Annotated in this window: 13 protein-coding genes; 6 read left to right on the top strand and 7 right to left on the bottom strand. The window is 71.7% G+C overall.

Translation table 11 applies throughout. From position 1 onward, the window contains the following. The first annotated feature begins 118 nt into the window (after positions 1-118). Both A3CQ_RS51340 and A3CQ_RS51335 read left to right on the top strand, forming a co-directional pair. The gene (locus tag A3CQ_RS51340) at positions 119-2,413 is read left to right on the top strand and encodes an ATP-binding protein (RefSeq protein WP_157295246.1); all 2,295 of its coding nucleotides are present in this window, start codon (positions 119-121) and stop codon (positions 2,411-2,413) included. Positions 2,414-2,450: 37 nt separating this feature from the next. Continuing rightward, a complete protein-coding gene (locus A3CQ_RS51335; protein WP_020509539.1) occupies positions 2,451-4,481 on the top strand; it encodes an ATP-binding protein in 2,031 nt (676 codons plus the stop codon). Here the strand turns inward: A3CQ_RS51335 and A3CQ_RS0103560 are convergent. The 3 genes from A3CQ_RS0103560 to folE form a co-directional block, all read right to left on the bottom strand. After that, a complete protein-coding gene (locus tag A3CQ_RS0103560) occupies positions 4,478-4,855 on the bottom strand; it encodes a response regulator (protein WP_020509538.1) in 378 nt (125 codons plus the stop codon). The genes A3CQ_RS51335 and A3CQ_RS0103560 overlap by 4 nt on opposite strands. Positions 4,856-4,955: 100 nt before the next feature. Continuing rightward, entirely contained in the window at positions 4,956-6,161 is a 1,206-nt protein-coding gene (locus A3CQ_RS0103555; RefSeq protein WP_020509537.1) for an NAD(P)/FAD-dependent oxidoreductase, read from the bottom strand. Beyond that, the gene (gene folE / locus A3CQ_RS0103550; protein ID WP_020509536.1) at positions 6,158-6,745 is read right to left on the bottom strand and encodes a GTP cyclohydrolase I FolE; all 588 of its coding nucleotides are present in this window, start codon (positions 6,743-6,745) and stop codon (positions 6,158-6,160) included. Before folE ends, A3CQ_RS0103555 begins: the two co-directional genes overlap by 4 nt. Positions 6,746-6,845: 100 nt before the next feature. Here folE and A3CQ_RS0103545 point away from each other — a divergent pair, with 100 nt between their 5' ends. Continuing rightward, the gene (locus A3CQ_RS0103545) at positions 6,846-7,496 is read left to right on the top strand and encodes a helix-turn-helix transcriptional regulator (protein ID WP_020509535.1); all 651 of its coding nucleotides are present in this window, start codon (positions 6,846-6,848) and stop codon (positions 7,494-7,496) included. A 1-nt stretch (position 7,497) separates the two neighbouring features. On the opposite strand, the gene A3CQ_RS57005 is transcribed toward A3CQ_RS0103545, so the two are convergent. Together A3CQ_RS57005 and A3CQ_RS60465 are read right to left on the bottom strand one after the other, a co-directional pair. Further along, complete coding sequence (locus A3CQ_RS57005) at positions 7,498-7,845, bottom strand: DivIVA domain-containing protein (RefSeq protein WP_020509534.1); 348 nt, start codon at positions 7,843-7,845, stop codon at positions 7,498-7,500. Between the two features lie 82 nt (positions 7,846-7,927). Further along, positions 7,928-8,065 (bottom strand): hypothetical protein, encoded by a 138-nt coding sequence (locus A3CQ_RS60465; RefSeq protein WP_020509533.1) that lies wholly within the window; start codon positions 8,063-8,065, stop codon positions 7,928-7,930. Positions 8,066-8,181: 116 nt separating this feature from the next. Here A3CQ_RS60465 and A3CQ_RS0103530 point away from each other — a divergent pair, with 116 nt between their 5' ends. Together A3CQ_RS0103530 and A3CQ_RS0103525 are read left to right on the top strand one after the other, a co-directional pair. Further along, a complete protein-coding gene (locus A3CQ_RS0103530; RefSeq protein ID WP_020509532.1) occupies positions 8,182-9,078 on the top strand; it encodes an alpha/beta hydrolase in 897 nt (298 codons plus the stop codon). A gap of 124 nt (positions 9,079-9,202) precedes the next feature. After that, a complete protein-coding gene (locus A3CQ_RS0103525) occupies positions 9,203-10,183 on the top strand; it encodes an MBL fold metallo-hydrolase (RefSeq protein ID WP_020509531.1) in 981 nt (326 codons plus the stop codon). Between the two features lie 115 nt (positions 10,184-10,298). Here A3CQ_RS0103525 and A3CQ_RS0103520 read toward each other — a convergent pair whose 3' ends face one another. Beyond that, entirely contained in the window at positions 10,299-11,666 is a 1,368-nt protein-coding gene (locus A3CQ_RS0103520) for a B12-binding domain-containing radical SAM protein (RefSeq protein ID WP_026205247.1), read from the bottom strand. A 106-nt stretch (positions 11,667-11,772) separates the two neighbouring features. Here A3CQ_RS0103520 and A3CQ_RS0103515 point away from each other — a divergent pair, with 106 nt between their 5' ends. Beyond that, positions 11,773-12,735 (top strand): aldo/keto reductase, encoded by a 963-nt coding sequence (locus A3CQ_RS0103515; RefSeq protein WP_020509529.1) that lies wholly within the window; start codon positions 11,773-11,775, stop codon positions 12,733-12,735. On the opposite strand, the gene A3CQ_RS51325 is transcribed toward A3CQ_RS0103515, so the two are convergent. Continuing rightward, complete coding sequence (locus A3CQ_RS51325) at positions 12,732-14,579, bottom strand: ricin-type beta-trefoil lectin domain protein (RefSeq protein ID WP_020509528.1); 1,848 nt, start codon at positions 14,577-14,579, stop codon at positions 12,732-12,734. The two genes, A3CQ_RS0103515 and A3CQ_RS51325, sit on opposite strands and share 4 nt — an antisense overlap. Positions 14,580-14,617 lie beyond the last annotated feature (38 nt).

Below are 14,617 nucleotides of genomic sequence, written 5' to 3'. Positions count from 1 at the left end.
CCGGCACCGACAAGGCCACCGTCGATGGGTGCACAAAAGGCTGCCCCACCGCACCTCCCGGTCAGTGTTGCCGGCAACCTGCCGATCTGACGGAGGGGACCTTGCCGGAGGCCGGGAGGTGGGCACGCTGAGGAGCCGAGTTCCCGGGCTGCGCTCGGTCGTGGCCCTCACCGCGCTGGTGGCGGTCGGCGGGACCGCGCTGTCCGTCGCCGTCGCGGCCGCGCTTGCCGCCGGGCAGCGGGGCGTCGCCGAGCAGCAGCTGGACCGGCGGGCCCGGCAGGCGCAGGAGTCGGTCACCGCGGAGGCCGGCCGCTACGTCGACACGCTGCGCACGGTCGCGGCGGCCGCGGGCTCGTTCAACGAGCTGACCGCGGAGAAGTTCCGCGGGTTCACCGCGCCGCTGGCGTCGATGCGGCTGGCCGGGGTGACCTCGATCGCGTACCTCGTACCGGCGACGGAGTCGCAGATCCCGGCGGTGCAGGCGTTCTGGCGCTCACGCGGCGCGAAGGGTCTGCAGCTGACCCCGGCCGGAACGGCGGCCGAGCATCTCTTCTCGGTCCTGGCCACCCCGCTGGACGGCTCGGTCGTGTCCGGAGTCAGCATCGACGTCTCGCAGGCGCCCGCGCCGACCGCGGCGCTGAACGAGTCCCGTCGCAGCGGCCAGCCGGCCGTCTCCGATGCCTACCACCTGCTGCGCGACAGCCATCTGCCGGAGAGCCAGCGGCAGATGTCGTTCGTGCTGACCGCGCCGGTGTACGGGCTGGACTCCGGGCCGGGCGGCCGGGCGTTCCGCGGCTGGGTGCTGATGGGCCTGCGCGGCCAGAACTTCGCCGCGGCCACGCTGCAACGCGTGTCGCAGCGGCTGCTCGACATCGACCTGCGCGCGCTCAACAGCAACCAGGAGCAGGTCTCGGTGGCCCGGCTGACCGCGCCCGTGCACGGTCGCCGGGACATCACCCGCGACGTCAGCCTCACGGTCGCCGATCGGCGCTGGCAGCTGCAGCTCGCGGCGCACGGCCGCGCCCTGCCCGGCGCCGGGAGCGGCATGCCGGCCACCGTCGCGATCGGCGGGAGCGCGGTCAGCTACCTGCTCGCCACCCTGGTCGCCGTGCTGGCGACCGGTCGCCGCCGGGCCCGCGCCCAGGTGGAGGCGGCCACCGCGGGCCTGGCCGCCGCCGAGCTCGAGGCGCGCGACCACGCCGGGGTGCTGGGGCGGGAGCTGGCGCGGCGGGAGGCGATCGAGGCGGATCTGCGCCGGGCCCGCGACGACCTGGACGCCCAGCGGGCCTTCCTGGCCCAGGTGCTCGACGCTCTCGAGCCGTCGGTGCTGACCTGCGACAACGACGGCGCGATCGTGCACGCCAACCGTTCCGCCCGAGCCGCCGTGCCGGGCGCGGACGCTCCGAAGACCATCGCGGAACGGGCGCAGGCACTCGGCTACGAGCATCCGGACGGAACCCCGGTCGAGCCGGCCGACCTGCCGCTGCTGCGGTCGCTGCGCGGCGAGCTGGTCACGAGCATGGAGCTGGTCACGCACGCGCCGGACGGCTCTGTTCGCTTCGTCGTCGTGCACAGCCGCCCGCTGCGGCACGGCGACGGCCACATCACCGGTGCGGTCGCCTCGGCGTACGACATCACGCAGTTGCGGGAGCGCGAGAACGAGCTGCGCGCCTTCGCCGGCGTGGTCGCGCACGACCTCAAGTCACCGTTGTCGTCCATCGCCGGATACGCCGAACTGGTCGAGGACGACCTGGGCGACGGTGCCTCGCCGGACCTGCTCCGCCCGCAGGTGGAGCGGATCCGCCGCGGCGTGGACCGGATGCGCACCCTGATCGACGACCTTCTCACGTACGCCACCGCCCGCGACGCACCCCTCGACAGTCAGCCGGTCGACCTCGCGGACGTCGTCGACGACGTGGTCCACGAGCGGACCGCGCACCTGCGCGCTACCGGGACCGACGGCACGCCCGTCCTGTTCCCGGACATCTACATCGGGCCGCTGCCGCTGGTGCACGCCGATCGCGGCATGATCCGCCAGCTGATCGACAACCTCGTCGGCAACGCCCTCAAATACACCGCGCCGGGGCAGCCGGCCCGCATCGACATCTCCGCGCACCGGCACGACGACCGATGGGCCGTCACCATCGCCGACCGCGGCATCGGCATCCCCCTCGCCGACCAGCCGCACATCTTCGCCTCGTTCCACCGGGCCGCCGCGCACAGCGGCTACCAGGGCACCGGTCTCGGCCTCGCGATCTGCGAGCGCATCGTCACCCGCCACGGTGGCACCATCGCCGCCACCGAGAACCCCGGCGGCGGCACCCGCTTCACCTTCACCCTGCCGACCGTCGCGCCGGACGACACCCTTGCCGCCGCGCCGGTGAACCAGGAGACCTCATTAACCGGCAAGTAGCGCCGACGGCGTACGGGATGATGGTTGGCTCGGAAATGTGAGTGGGTCGGAAGCCGTCAGCGAAAGCCGGATCGTCCAGCTCTGCCTGGGCAGCGGCCCGGATCGACCGGCGGCCAAGCTGGCCGCGATGATCACGCGGTCGGCGAACGCGCCGATCGCGCTGATACATCTGACCGAGGATGGGGAGCGGCTGCAGCTGGCCGGGGCGGCCGGGATGCCCGACGACTGGCCGCGGTTCGGGCCCACGCCGACCTCCGTCACCCTGGCCGGTCTGGTCCTGGGGCACCAGCACCCGATCATCATCGCCGACATCACGGAGGATCCCCGGGTGCCGCGGTACGCGCCGGCGCGCACCCTCGGCGTACGGGCGTATGCGGGGTTTCCGATTCGTGACCCGCAGGAACGCGTCGTCGGCGTGTGCACCGTCGTGGATCTTCGTCCCCGGCGATGGACGCCCGACGAACTGGCCGCGGTCGACGAGGCGGCGCAGGCGTGCACCGCCCTGGTGGCCGAGCAGCAACGAGCCGACACCCACCGCCGCTTCCTCGAGGCGGTGCTGCAGCACCTGCACGTGGCAGTGGCCGCCTGCGACGAGAACGGCCGGCTGGTGTTCACCAACGCCGCCACCCGGTTGCTGTCCGGCGCGATGCCGATCGGCGCTCACATCAGCGAATGCGTCGAGCACAGCCTCCTGACCGACGACCGCGGTCGGCCGGTGCCGTTCGAGGAACTGCCGCTCTGCCGGGCGCTGCGTGGCGATCAGGTGTGCGATGCCGAGCTCACGGTCAGCGTCCCCGGCAAGCCCACCAAGACGGTGTACGCGGACGCCCAGCCCATCGTCGGCGCGGACGGCCGGCGGCTGGGCGCGGTGGTCGCCGTCCGGGACGTGACCGACCGCTGCCGCGCCGAACGGTTCCGGCATGTGGAGCAGGCGGTGGCGGACGCGTTGAAGGTCGCCGACGACATCCACGAGGCGGCGCCGGGAATCCTGGCGACCGTCTGCGTCGCCTTCGGGTGGCCGCGTTCGGAGCTCTGGCTGGCCGACCGGGAGGCCGGTGCGCTCGTGCTGGCCGCCCGTTTCCCCGACGGTGAGGGCGCGCCGTCGCCGGCGGAGGCGGACGTTCTGACCGAGGCCGCCTGGCGGACCGGCGCGCCGGTCTGGACCTGCGACCCGCCGGATGGTGCCGCGAAGCCGAAGACCGGCCTCGCGGTGCCCGCGCCCTCCGGCGGCCGGGTCCTCGCCGTCCTGTCCTTCTTCGCCGCGGCCGTCGACGACCCCGCCGACCCGCTGATCAGCCTGTTGTCCGGGATCGGCACGCGCATCGCCGAGTTCCTCGAGCGGCGCCGCGCGGACGAGCTCACGGTGGCGCTGGACCGGAGCCGGAACGACTACCTCGCCCTGATCAGCCACGAGCTGCGGACCCCGCTGACCTCGATCGGCGCCTACGTCGAGATGCTCCGGGAGTCCGACCCCGCCACTGTGGCCGACGACCTGCCCGGCCTGCTCGACGTCCTCGGCCGCAACAGCACCGCCCTGCGGCGGATCATCGACCAGCTGCTGGACCTGGCCGCTCTCGACGGCGGGCACGCCCAGCTGGCATGCGAGCCGGTCAACCTGGCCGCCGTGGTCGAGGCGGCCGCGAAGGCGGTACAGCCGCTCGCCTCGGCGGCCGGCGTCTGCATCGCGCTCGACCTCGACGCCGGCCCGACGATCACCGGCGATCCGGTCCGGATCCGGCAGATGGCCGACCACCTGCTCGACAACGCCGTCAAGCACACCATCGGCGGAGGCCGGGTGACGGTCGCCGTGACCAGGCCGCGTCCGGCCGCCGCCGAGCTCACGGTCACCGACACCGGCCTCGGCATCCCCGACGACGAGCGGGGCGGTCTGTTCCTGCCGTTCCACCGCACGCAGCGCGCCCGCAAGCACGGGATCGCCGGAAACGGGCTCGGCCTGGCCATCAGTCGTGCGGTCGTGGAGAGCCACCGGGGAACCATCCGGCTGGTTCCGGTCGCCGGGCCCGGCTCGCGGGTGGTCGTGCGCCTTCCGATCGGCCAGGCCCGCTAGCTCGGCTGGTTCCCGTCGGCCAGCGCCGTCTCCACGCAGGCGACCAGTTCGCCGGGCGAGAACGGCTTCGAGAGCACCGCGGTGGCCTGTGCCTGCGCGGGCCGGGCATCGCCGGGCAGCAGGCTGCCGCTGACGAAGATGACCGGCAGGTCGCGGGTCACCGGATCGGCGCGCAGGGCCAGGCACAGGTCGATGCCCGACATTGCCGGCATGTCGATGTCGCTGACCACCGCCGCGGGCCGGTGCTCGCGAACCGCCGCCAGCGCCACCGATCCGTCGGTCGCCTCGATGACGGTGAATCCGGCCCGGCGGAGAATACGGGCAGCGATGGGCCGGATGTCGTCATCGTCCTCGGCCAGCACCAGGGTCGTCATGCGGCAGTGTCATCCTCGCCTAATGCCGTATATCACCCCGAACCTACATCAAGTAGGAATAGGTCGGGCCTCATTCCGCCGGAATTGCCGTAGGTGACTGCTACTGAGTCAGCTCCGCCAGCGGGACGCCCGGGTCGGCCATCCGGGCCGGGTCGACCTCGACGCCGGAGCGCACCAGGTCCTGGATCGACTCGTTGACGTCCCAGACGTTGACGTTCATGCCGGCCAGCACCCGGCCCTTGTCGTGCCAGAAGGCGACGTACTCGCGGGCCGCCAGGTCGCCACGGATCACCAGCTCGGGGTCGGTGCCGGGCGGGATCCAGCCGGCGAACTCCATGCCCAGGTCGTACTGGTCGGTGAAGAAGTACGGCACCCGGTCGTACGCCACTTCCTGACCCAGCATGGCCCGGGCGGCCGCCTCGCCGGTGTCGATCGCGGCCGCCCAGTGCTCCACTCGGACCCGGTGGCCGAGCAGCACGTTGTCGACGGCGGCGATGTCACCGGCGGCGAAGATGAACGGGTCGTTCGTGCGCAGGCGGCTGTCGACCGGGACGCCGTCGTCCACCGCCAGCCCGGCCGCTTCGGCCAGGTCGGTTCGCGGCCGTACGCCCACCGCGACCAGCACGGTGTCGGCCGGGCACACGGTGCCGTCGTCGAGCACCACCCCGTCCGGGCGGAACTCGGCGGCCTGCCGGCCGAAGTGGAACACCACGCCGTGCGCCGCGTGCAGCGCGGCGAACGACGCGGCGAGCCGGTCGCCGAGCACCCGGTGCAGCGGCAGCGGGGCGGTCTCGATCACCGTGACCGCCGCGCCACGCTCCCGGGCCGCGGCCGCGATCTCGAGGCCGATCCATCCGGCGCCGACGATCACCAGGCGGGCGCCCTCGTGCAGGTTCGCGGCCAGCCGGTCGCTGTCCTGGAGCGTACGGAGATAGGTGACGTCGCCGGGGATCGGCAGGCGGCGGGGCTCGGCGCCGGTGGCGAGCAGCAGCCGGTCGTAGCCGATGGTGCTGTCGTCGGCCAGGCGGACCTCGCGCGCGGTCCGGTCGAGCGCCCGCACCGGGGTGGAGGTGCGCAGGTCGACGTCGTGCCGGCGGTACCAGTCGGCCGCGTGCACGTACACGCTGCCGCGTTCGGCCGTGCCGAGCAACATGCCCTTGGAGAGCGGCGGCCGCTCGTACGGCCGCTCGGTCTCCTCGCCCAGAAGCACGACGCGCCCGGGGAATCCCTCGGAGCGCAAGGTCTCGGCGGCTTTGGCGCCGGCCAGGCCGGCTCCCACGATCACGAAGGTGCGGTCGTCGATCATCGTTCCCCCTTGGAGGTGGAGTTCAGGCCGGCCACGGCGAGGAACTCGGCGCGCGAGCGGGCGTCGTCGCGCAGCGCGCCGAGCAGGGTGGAGGTGACCGTCCGCGCGCCGACGGCCTGGACGCCGCGCAGGCTCATGCACAGGTGCTCGGCCTCGATCACCACGCCCACGCCGCGCGGGCGCAGATGGGTGTTCAGCCAGTCGGCCACCTGCTTGGTCAGCCGTTCCTGCACCTGGGCCCGGCAGGCGAAGAGCTCGACGACGCGGGCCAGCTTGGACAGGCCGAGGATGCGGTCGCCGGGCAGGTAGCCCACGTGCGCGACGCCGATGAACGGCAACAGGTGGTGCTCACAGAGCGAGCGCACCGGGATCGACCGGGCCAGGACCAGCTCGTCGTACCCCTCGTCGTTGTCGAACGTGGTGAGCACGAACTCCCGCGGGGTGAGCAGCTCGGCGTACGCCCTGGCCATCCGCATCGGCGTCTCGGCCAGGCCGGGGGCCGACAAATCCACGCCGACCGCGGACAGGAACGCCTCGGCGGCGCGCTCGGCGGAGAGCAGGTCACGTTCCGGCGCGATCGTCATCCGCGGCCTCCATTTTCACCAATGGCCATTGTGTTTAATGACGAGCCTGCGCCTGATCGGCGGGAATTTCAAGAGCCCTCGTTGGTGATAATCTCGCGACATGGACGACCCGTGGGACGCCGTCACGACCTTGTCCGACCCGTCGCGGCGCGCGCTGTACGACTACGTCCGCCGCCAGGACCACCCGGTCGGCCGGGACGAGGCGGGGGCAGCCACCGCGATGTCCCGCGGGCTGGCCGCGTTCCACCTGGACAAGCTGGTCGACGCCGGGCTGCTGACGGCCCGCTACGCGGCGCCGGCCGATCAGCCGCGGGGCCGGGGACGCGCACCGAAGGTGTACGAGGCCGCCGGCGACGGCCTGGCCGTGACGATTCCGCAGCGGCGCTACGAGCTGATCGCCGACATCCTGGCCGAGGCGGTGGCCGGCGGCGAGGAGCCGGCCGCGGAGGCCGCCGCCCGGCTGGCCTACCGCCGCGGGCGGGATCTGTCGGCGCTGTTGCCGCCCGGGCAGGATGTGGTCGGCGCGCTGGCCGGCCTGGGCTTCGAGCCGAGGCCCGACCCCGGCGCGGTCACGCTGCACAACTGCCCGTTCCACGCGCTGGCCGCCCGGCACACGACGCTGGTGTGCGGGCTCAACCACGCGTTCCTGTCCGGGCTGGTCGACGGGCTCGGCGCGACCGACTCGGCGCCGGTGCTGGCCCCGCACCCGGGCCGCTGCTGCGTGGAGCTGCGCGCCGCGAACCCGGCCTGACTCAGAGGTTGTGCTGGTCGGCCAGTTCCCGCAGCCGCCGGACCTCGTCGACGATCAGCTGATCGTCGGGCTGCGACATGCGCAGCACCGAGCCCAGCGTCGACCGCAGGTCGTCGCCGGCCACGACGTTGTCGAGCTCCCGCAGAAGCCCCTGCACCACCTCGTCGACCTGGAGCCGGTCGTAGCCGCGAAGCGCCACCTCGAACTCGGCCGCCCGCAGCGCGTCGCGTGCCGCCGTGCGCTGGGCGACCCCGCCGTCGGGGGCCAGCGCGTCGAAGGCCCGGGCCAGAGCCGCGTCGACCTGTTTCCGCTCGTATCCGCGCAACACAACGGTGAACTCCCGTGCCATCGGCTCACTGTAGATCATCTACGCACCGCGGTCAGACATGGAGGGTCGCCTATGCCGCCGAGCTGCGGCTCAGCGGATGCGTTCAGGCCGGGTCGGTCTGCAGCTCAAGTTCGAGCACCGGGATGGTGCGGATTCCGGCAGTCTGGCGCTCGTACTCGGCGAAACCCGGGTGGCGCCGCGCCTGCTCGGCGTAGATGCGGTCGCGCTCGAAACTCCGCAATGGTCTTCGCGTGCCGTGACCAGGAATCACCACATTCCGGCGACGACAACTCGGCCGGATCGGGGCGACCCTGTGGCGAGCGAAGCAGCGCCGACGCCCGAGGGGGAGAACTGCCGATGAGCAAGGAACAGCTGAGCCAGTTGGATGGCATCCTGCGCCAGGGCCGGCTCGATACCACGGCCGGTGTCGCGTCGGTGCGAGCGGCATTCGACGCGTTCGTCTCGCAGGTCCCGGTGCCCCCCGATGTCCTGCAGAAGCCCATCGAGATCGGCGGCGTCGGCGGCATCGAGGTCACGATCGCCGGCCACGAGACCGACAACGTCATGCTGTACTTCCACAGCGGCGTCTACGTCATCGGTTCGGCCGTGGCGACCGTCCCGCTGGTGGGTGACATCGCCCGGCGTGCGGGCGTCAGGGCTGTCACCCTCGACTACCGGCTCGCTCCCGAGCACCCTTATCCGGCCGCGGTCGACGACGCTCGTGCGGCCTATGAGGGACTGCTCGGGCAGGGCGTGGACCCCGGTCGCATCGTGCTGGCGGGCGAGTCGGCGGGCGGCGGGCTGGCGGTGGCGGTCCTGCTCGCGGCCCGGGAGGCCGGTCTGCCCATGCCCTCGTGCCTGTACCTGCTGTCGCCCTATGCCGATCTGACCTTGTCCGGCGAGTCCCTGGTCGCGCGGGAGTCGCTCGACCCGATCCTGACCCCTGAGGGCCTGCGCGTCCGGGCCCCGGAGTACGTCGGCGGGGCCGACGCCGCCGACCCGCTGATCAGCCCGATCTTCGGCGACCTCAGCGGACTGCCGCCGATGCTGATCCAGGTGGGGTCGCACGAGATCCTGCTCAGCGACGCGCTCCGGCTCGCGGCCCGGGCCGCCACCAGCGACGTCGCCGTCACGCTCGACGTCACTCCCGGCGCCCCGCACGTGTTCCAAGGCTTCGGCGGAGTCCTCGACGAGGCCGCGGCGGCGCTCGGCCGAGCATCGGGCTTCATGAGGACGCGGCTCGGGTCGCGCTGATCTCTCCGGGGTCGAGCTGCCGGTGGCGGCCGGATCACCGGAATCCGGTGACGACGGCTCACCGTCCCGGCAGTGAACCTCAACAGGCCTGATCGGCACCGAGCGCGAACATGGAGGCGAGCGCATGACTTCGTCCAGCACACCCGCGGACAGCACACCCCACCTGCCGGACTATGCCCCGGTGCCGGAGGCCTCCCTGGGCCCGGCCCTCAACGAGCAGGGGTACCACGTCGGCCGAGTCGAACGGAACCTGTTCAGCGTCACCGACGGTACGTACCAGTCGGCGTTCCTGCTCACCTCGGACGGCGTCGTGCTGTTCGACGCGCCGCCGAGCATCGGCCACAACCTGCGGCGGGCCGTCGACGAGATGGCCGTGGCCGAGGGCGCCGGCAACAAGGTGACCCATCTCGTGTACTCCCATCACCACGCCGACCACGGCGCCGCCTCGTCGCTGTTCGGCAATGACGTGACCCGGATCGGGCACGAGGAGACCAAGCGGCTGCTGCGGCGGGACAACGACCCGGGCCGGCCGCTGCCGGACGTGACCTTCCAGGACCGCTACACCCTGGAGGTCGGCGGTGAGCGGGTCGAACTGGCGTACCACGGGCCGAACCACTCGCCGGACAACATCTACATCCACTTCCCGGACCACGACACCCTCATGCTCGTCGACATCGTGAACGCCGGCTGGGTGCCGGTGTTCAACCTCAACCTCAGCGAGGACGTGCCCGGCTACATCGAGGCGCCGTCGATCGCGCAGTCCTACCCGTGGACGCATTTCATCGGTGGGCACCTGGGCCAGGTCGGCAACCGCGATACCGTCGGCCTGCACCAGCAGTACATCGCCGACATCCAGGCCAGCGTGAAGCAGATGCTCGGCACGGTCGACCCGACGCCGTACTTCGTCAAGTACGGCGCGAACGTCTGGGCCGCGGTGCAGCTCTACCTCGACACCATCACCGACCTCGCCGCCGAGCCGATCATGGCCAAGTACACCGGGGTGCTGGCCGCCGCGGACGTCAAGCCGTTCGTCCGGAGCACCACGTTCATGATCCTGCATTCGAGCCGCCTCGACTTCGGGCCCAGCGGGCCGGTCCACCCATAACCGGGGCTGACCGGACCTGCCGACCGCTCGCGTATGCGGTCTCGCCGGCGGTGGTGGCCGACGTCATCGTCCACCCCGTCGGCGAGGCGGTGAGGCGGTGAGGCGGCGATCGGCATCAGCGCCGCATGCCGTTGAGCGTCGTCTCCAGCAACGGCAGGGCCCGAAGCACCTGGCGGGAACGGATCAGCGCGTCCCAGACCGGCTCGAACTTCTTCCAGCCGCCCGCGTACGCGAGGTGCCGCATCCGGTAGTCGCGAGGCTTGCCGGCGGCGCCGCGCCAGATGGACCGCCACCGATAGAAGTCCCGGTACGCCCTCCAATAACCGGCCTCGAGCTGCGAGGGGTTCAGCCCGCGCGGCCTGTACACCACGTGCCGGGTGTCGTAGCGGTCCCAGTCCCGGTGCACGATCCGGCCCGCGGCCTCCATCCGGCGGAACAGCGCGGTGCCCGGGTACGGCGTCATGATGTGGAACGTGGCGGTCTCGAGCCCGACGTCGACTCCCCAGGCGACGGTCCGGTCGAAGACGTCGGGGCCGTCGCCGTCCATGCCGAACACGAAACTGGCGTTGACCATGACCCCGGCGTCGTGCAGCCGCCGCGCCACGGCCTCGTAGCTGCGCCCGACGTTCTGCCGTTTGCGCTGCTCGGCCAGGTTGCCCGCGTTGATCGTCTCGAAGCCGACGAACATGCTGCGCAGCCCGGCGGCGGCCGCCTTCTCCAGCAGGCCGGGCGCGAGGATCGCGTCGACGGTGCCGGCCGCCTGCCAGACCCGGTTCATGCCTCTCATGCCCTCGAACAGGGCCTCGGCGAAGCGGCGGTTCCCGAGCAGGTGGTCGTCGAGAAAATAGAGGTGCCGGCCGGGCAGGCGGTCGATCTCGGCGAGGGCATCATCCACCAGTTGGGTGTAGAACGACTTGCCGCCCGCGAAGAACGCGTCCTTGTAGCAGAAGTCGCAGTGGTGCGGGCAGCCACGCGACACGACGATCGAATTGGGTACGAGATAGCGCTCCCGCCTGATCAGGTCGCGCCGCACCGGGGGCAGGCCCTGCAGCGTGCGCTCGGTGGAGACGTACCGTTTCGCGGGCTCACCCCGGCGGAAGTCGGCCAGGAAGCGAGGCCAGGTGTCCTCCCCGGGCCCGAGGAAGATCGCGTCGGCGTGCGCGGCGGCCTCGTCCGGCAGCGAGGTCACGTGCAGCCCGCCGAGGGCCACGAAGACGCCGCGCTCGCGGTACCGGTCGGCAAGCTCGTAGCTGCGCCGGGCCGACGTGATGTAAACCTGGATCACCACGAGGTCGGGCCGGTCGTCCGCGACCTGACCGCCGATCCGCTCCACGTGCTCGTCGAGGATGCGCACCTCGTCGTCGGGGTCCAGGTAACCGGCCAGCGTGGCCAGCCCGAGCGGCGGGAACAACGAGTACTTGATCGGCCGGAACAGCGGGCTGGTCGCCTCGGTCAGTGCCGGCAGGATCATCGTCACGCGCATGGCCGAAGGCTAGAAAACGCCTGCGGAGAAGGTGTGCCGCCGCGGTGAAGGTTCTGCGCCAAGCCTGCTTGACCTGGAGTGCGCTCCAGATGCCAAGGTCGACGGCATGACTGAAACCGCGCCCGCCCGGCTGGTGCTCGGGGCGATGATGCTGGGCACCGCTGTCGACGAGGGCACGTCCTTCGCGCTGCTCGACCGGTTCGTCGAGCGCGGCGGTGTCTGGATCGACACCGCCAACGTGTACGCCTTCTGGGCCACCGACTCCGGCCTCGGTGGCGACAGCGAGCGGCTGCTCGGCCGCTGGCTCGCGGCCCGCCCGGGTGTTCGCGACCGGGTGCGGATCGCCACCAAGCTGGGCGCCGACCGGCTCGAGCCCGGCGCCGGGCCGGAGCGGCGGGAGGGGCTGTCGCCGGCCGCGGTGCGAGCGGCGTTCGCCGGCAGTCTCGACCGACTCGGCATCGATCGTGTCGACCTGCTCTGGCTGCACCAGGAGGACCGGTCGGTGCCGATCGAGGAGACCGTCGAAGCGCTGGCCGGGCTGGCGGCCGACCGGTTCGGCTTCTCCAACCATCCGGCGTGGCGGGTCGAGCGGGCCCGTGCGCACGCCGTCGCGATCGGGGCGCGGCCGTTCGACGCGATGCAGCTCAACGCCACCTACCTGCGGCCGCGGCCGGGGACGCTGCCGCCGGGGGTCGTGCACCGGTTCGGGGTGCTCAGCGACGAGCAGGCCGACTACGCGACGGAGCACGGGATGGACTTGTGGGCGTACACGCCCTTGTTGTCGGGTGCCTACGACAACCCCGCAAAAACCATTCCCCGCGTGTACGACCACCCGGGCACCACGGCCCGGCTGGCCGCCCTGGATGAGGTCGCGGCCGAAAGCGGCGCCGCCCGTGGCCAGGTGGTGCTGGCCTGGCTGCTGAGCCGGGGCATCAGGCCGATGCTCGGCGCCAGCAAGCCAGGCCAGCTGGACAGTGCGCTGGACGGTGTCGGGCTCGAGCTGACCGAGGATCAGCTCGAGCACCTGAACGCGGTGGATCGGTTCCCGTGGGCGAACCCGTACACCTAGGCGGGCAGGGTCCATTTCTGGTTGGCGGCGGCGAAGCAGTCCCAGATCTGCAGGCGGGTGCCGTCGGCCGAGCTGGGGCCGGTGGCGTCCAGGCACTTGCCCAGCGAGCGCAGGGTGCCGTCGGAATTCGGCGTCCACTGCTGGGCGGCGGTGCCGTTGCAGTCGTACAGCTGGACCTTGGTGCCGTTGGCGGAGTTGGCCCCGGCCACGTCGAGGCACTTGCCGAGCGAGCGGACCGTGCCGTCGGTGCCGACCGTCCAGGACTGCGCGGCGGTGCCGTTGCAGGTGTAGAGCTGGACCGCGGTGCCGTTGGCCGAGTTGGCGCCGGCCACGTCGACGCACTTTCCGCCGTACCCGACGATGGGGCCGGTGTGCGACGGCCCGGAACCGGCATCCCCGGCGCCGGCCCAGACGTAGGTCCCGGTGGTCTTGGCCGGCAGGGTGGCGGTGAACTGGCGGGTACCGGCCCGCAGGGTGAAGGTCTGGTTGGCCGAGGTCTGGTTGACCACGACGGTGACCAGCGAGTTGTCGGGGTTGACGAAGGCGACGTCGGTGACCGAGCCGGTCGAGCCGTAACCGCTGGCCACCCGCTTGGCGCCCGCCTTCACGAACTTCGAGAACTGGGCGATCATGTTGTAGTCGGGCAGCTTCCAGAACGTGTCCGGGTTGGACGGGCTCTGCACCAGCATGGTCGGGTCGGGCGAGCCGGACCAGCGCTCCGGCGAGCGGTTCTGGTCGAGCATCGACACCCAGCCCTCGTACAGGGTGGCCTGGTTGCGGAAGTACTGCACGATCCGGTCGGCGCCCGAGGTGCCCCACACCGAGCGCTCGGTCATCAAAACATCTTTCTCCGGGTACGTGGCCTTGACCGTCGCCATCGCGGAGGGGTCGCCGGCGTAGTCGTGGAACGCGATCCCGTCGACGGACGAGCGCGCGTCGGCGGTGAGCACGCCGGCCGCGTACGAGACGCCCTCGGAGAAGTTGTGGTCGAACGCCCAGATCTTCGTCGTCGGCAGCTCGGTGCGGACGGCCTTGGCCAGCTGACGCTCCTGATCGGCCGAGACGAGCATGCCGGGGTAGTCAGCCGGCTGGAACAGCGGCTCGTTCTGCAGGGTCAGGGCATGGATCGGAATTCCTTGCGCCGCGTACGCCCGGACCGCCTTCCCGTAATACGAGGCGAGCGTCGGGATGTACTGGCTGAGCAGGCTGCCGCCGATGATGTTGTTGCTGGTCTTCATCCACGGCGGCGCGCTCCACGCGCTCGCGAAGATCTTCAGGTTCGGGTTGATCGCGAGGGCCTGCTGGAGCGTCGAGATGATGTGGTAGTCGATGTCGCGCTGGATCGAGAAGCGCGCCAGCGTCGGATCGGCGGCCCCGTCGTCGTACGTGTAGAAGTCGTGCGAGGTGAAGTCGCTGGTGCCCAGGGTGATCCGGGCGACGTTGAACCCGGCCCCGTTGACCGGGTCGACCAGGGCGCGCAGCGCGGCGTCCCGGCCGGCCGCGCTCATCCGCGACAGGTTGTAGATCGTGGACTCCTCGAGCGAGGAGCCGACGCCGAGCACGGTCTGGAACTGCTGCGTCGTGTCGACGGTGATGGTCGCGGTGCCGCCGGCGGCCGCGGTGGCCAGGTCGGCCTGGCGGCTCAGCTGGTACGGCGTGCCGGCCAGGCCGGTGGCGGGATTGGTGTACCAGTTGCCGTTCTTGGGTTCGTAGCCCGCGGTGCGGGACTCGGAGCTCAGGTAGACCTGGACGGTGGTGGCGGCGGCCGCGTGGGCCGGGCTGCTCAGGCCGGCGGCGGTGGCGACGACCGCGGCCAGCATGGCCGCGACTTTGGTACGGGACATCGGCGGTAGGCCCCTCGACGTAATTTCACGACTTGATG

The organism is Paractinoplanes globisporus DSM 43857 (assembly GCF_000379645.1).
In the GTDB taxonomy this organism is placed as follows: domain Bacteria; phylum Actinomycetota; class Actinomycetes; order Mycobacteriales; family Micromonosporaceae; genus Actinoplanes; species Actinoplanes globisporus.
The sequence above is the reverse complement of the archived record's forward strand: the minus strand, read 5'-3'. Positions and strand labels throughout refer to the sequence as shown.

Bases quoted from the DNA above. Each gene is read 5' to 3' on its own strand.
- A3CQ_RS0103560 (WP_020509538.1), bottom strand. From the start codon at position 4,855: ATGACGACCCTGGTGCTGGCCGAGGACGATGACGACATCCGGCCCATC.
- A3CQ_RS0103555 (WP_020509537.1), bottom strand. From the start codon at position 6,161: ATGATCGACGACCGCACCTTCGTGATCGTGGGAGCCGGCCTGGCCGGC.
- folE (WP_020509536.1), bottom strand. From the start codon at position 6,745: ATGACGATCGCGCCGGAACGTGACCTGCTCTCCGCCGAGCGCGCCGCC.
- A3CQ_RS0103545 (WP_020509535.1), top strand. From the start codon at position 6,846: ATGGACGACCCGTGGGACGCCGTCACGACCTTGTCCGACCCGTCGCGG.
- A3CQ_RS57005 (WP_020509534.1), bottom strand. From the start codon at position 7,845: ATGGCACGGGAGTTCACCGTTGTGTTGCGCGGATACGAGCGGAAACAG.
- A3CQ_RS0103530 (WP_020509532.1), top strand. From the start codon at position 8,182: ATGAGCAAGGAACAGCTGAGCCAGTTGGATGGCATCCTGCGCCAGGGC.
- A3CQ_RS0103525 (WP_020509531.1), top strand. From the start codon at position 9,203: ATGACTTCGTCCAGCACACCCGCGGACAGCACACCCCACCTGCCGGAC.
- A3CQ_RS0103520 (WP_026205247.1), bottom strand. From the start codon at position 11,666: ATGCGCGTGACGATGATCCTGCCGGCACTGACCGAGGCGACCAGCCCG.
- A3CQ_RS0103515 (WP_020509529.1), top strand. From the start codon at position 11,773: ATGACTGAAACCGCGCCCGCCCGGCTGGTGCTCGGGGCGATGATGCTG.
- A3CQ_RS51325 (WP_020509528.1), bottom strand. From the start codon at position 14,579: ATGTCCCGTACCAAAGTCGCGGCCATGCTGGCCGCGGTCGTCGCCACC.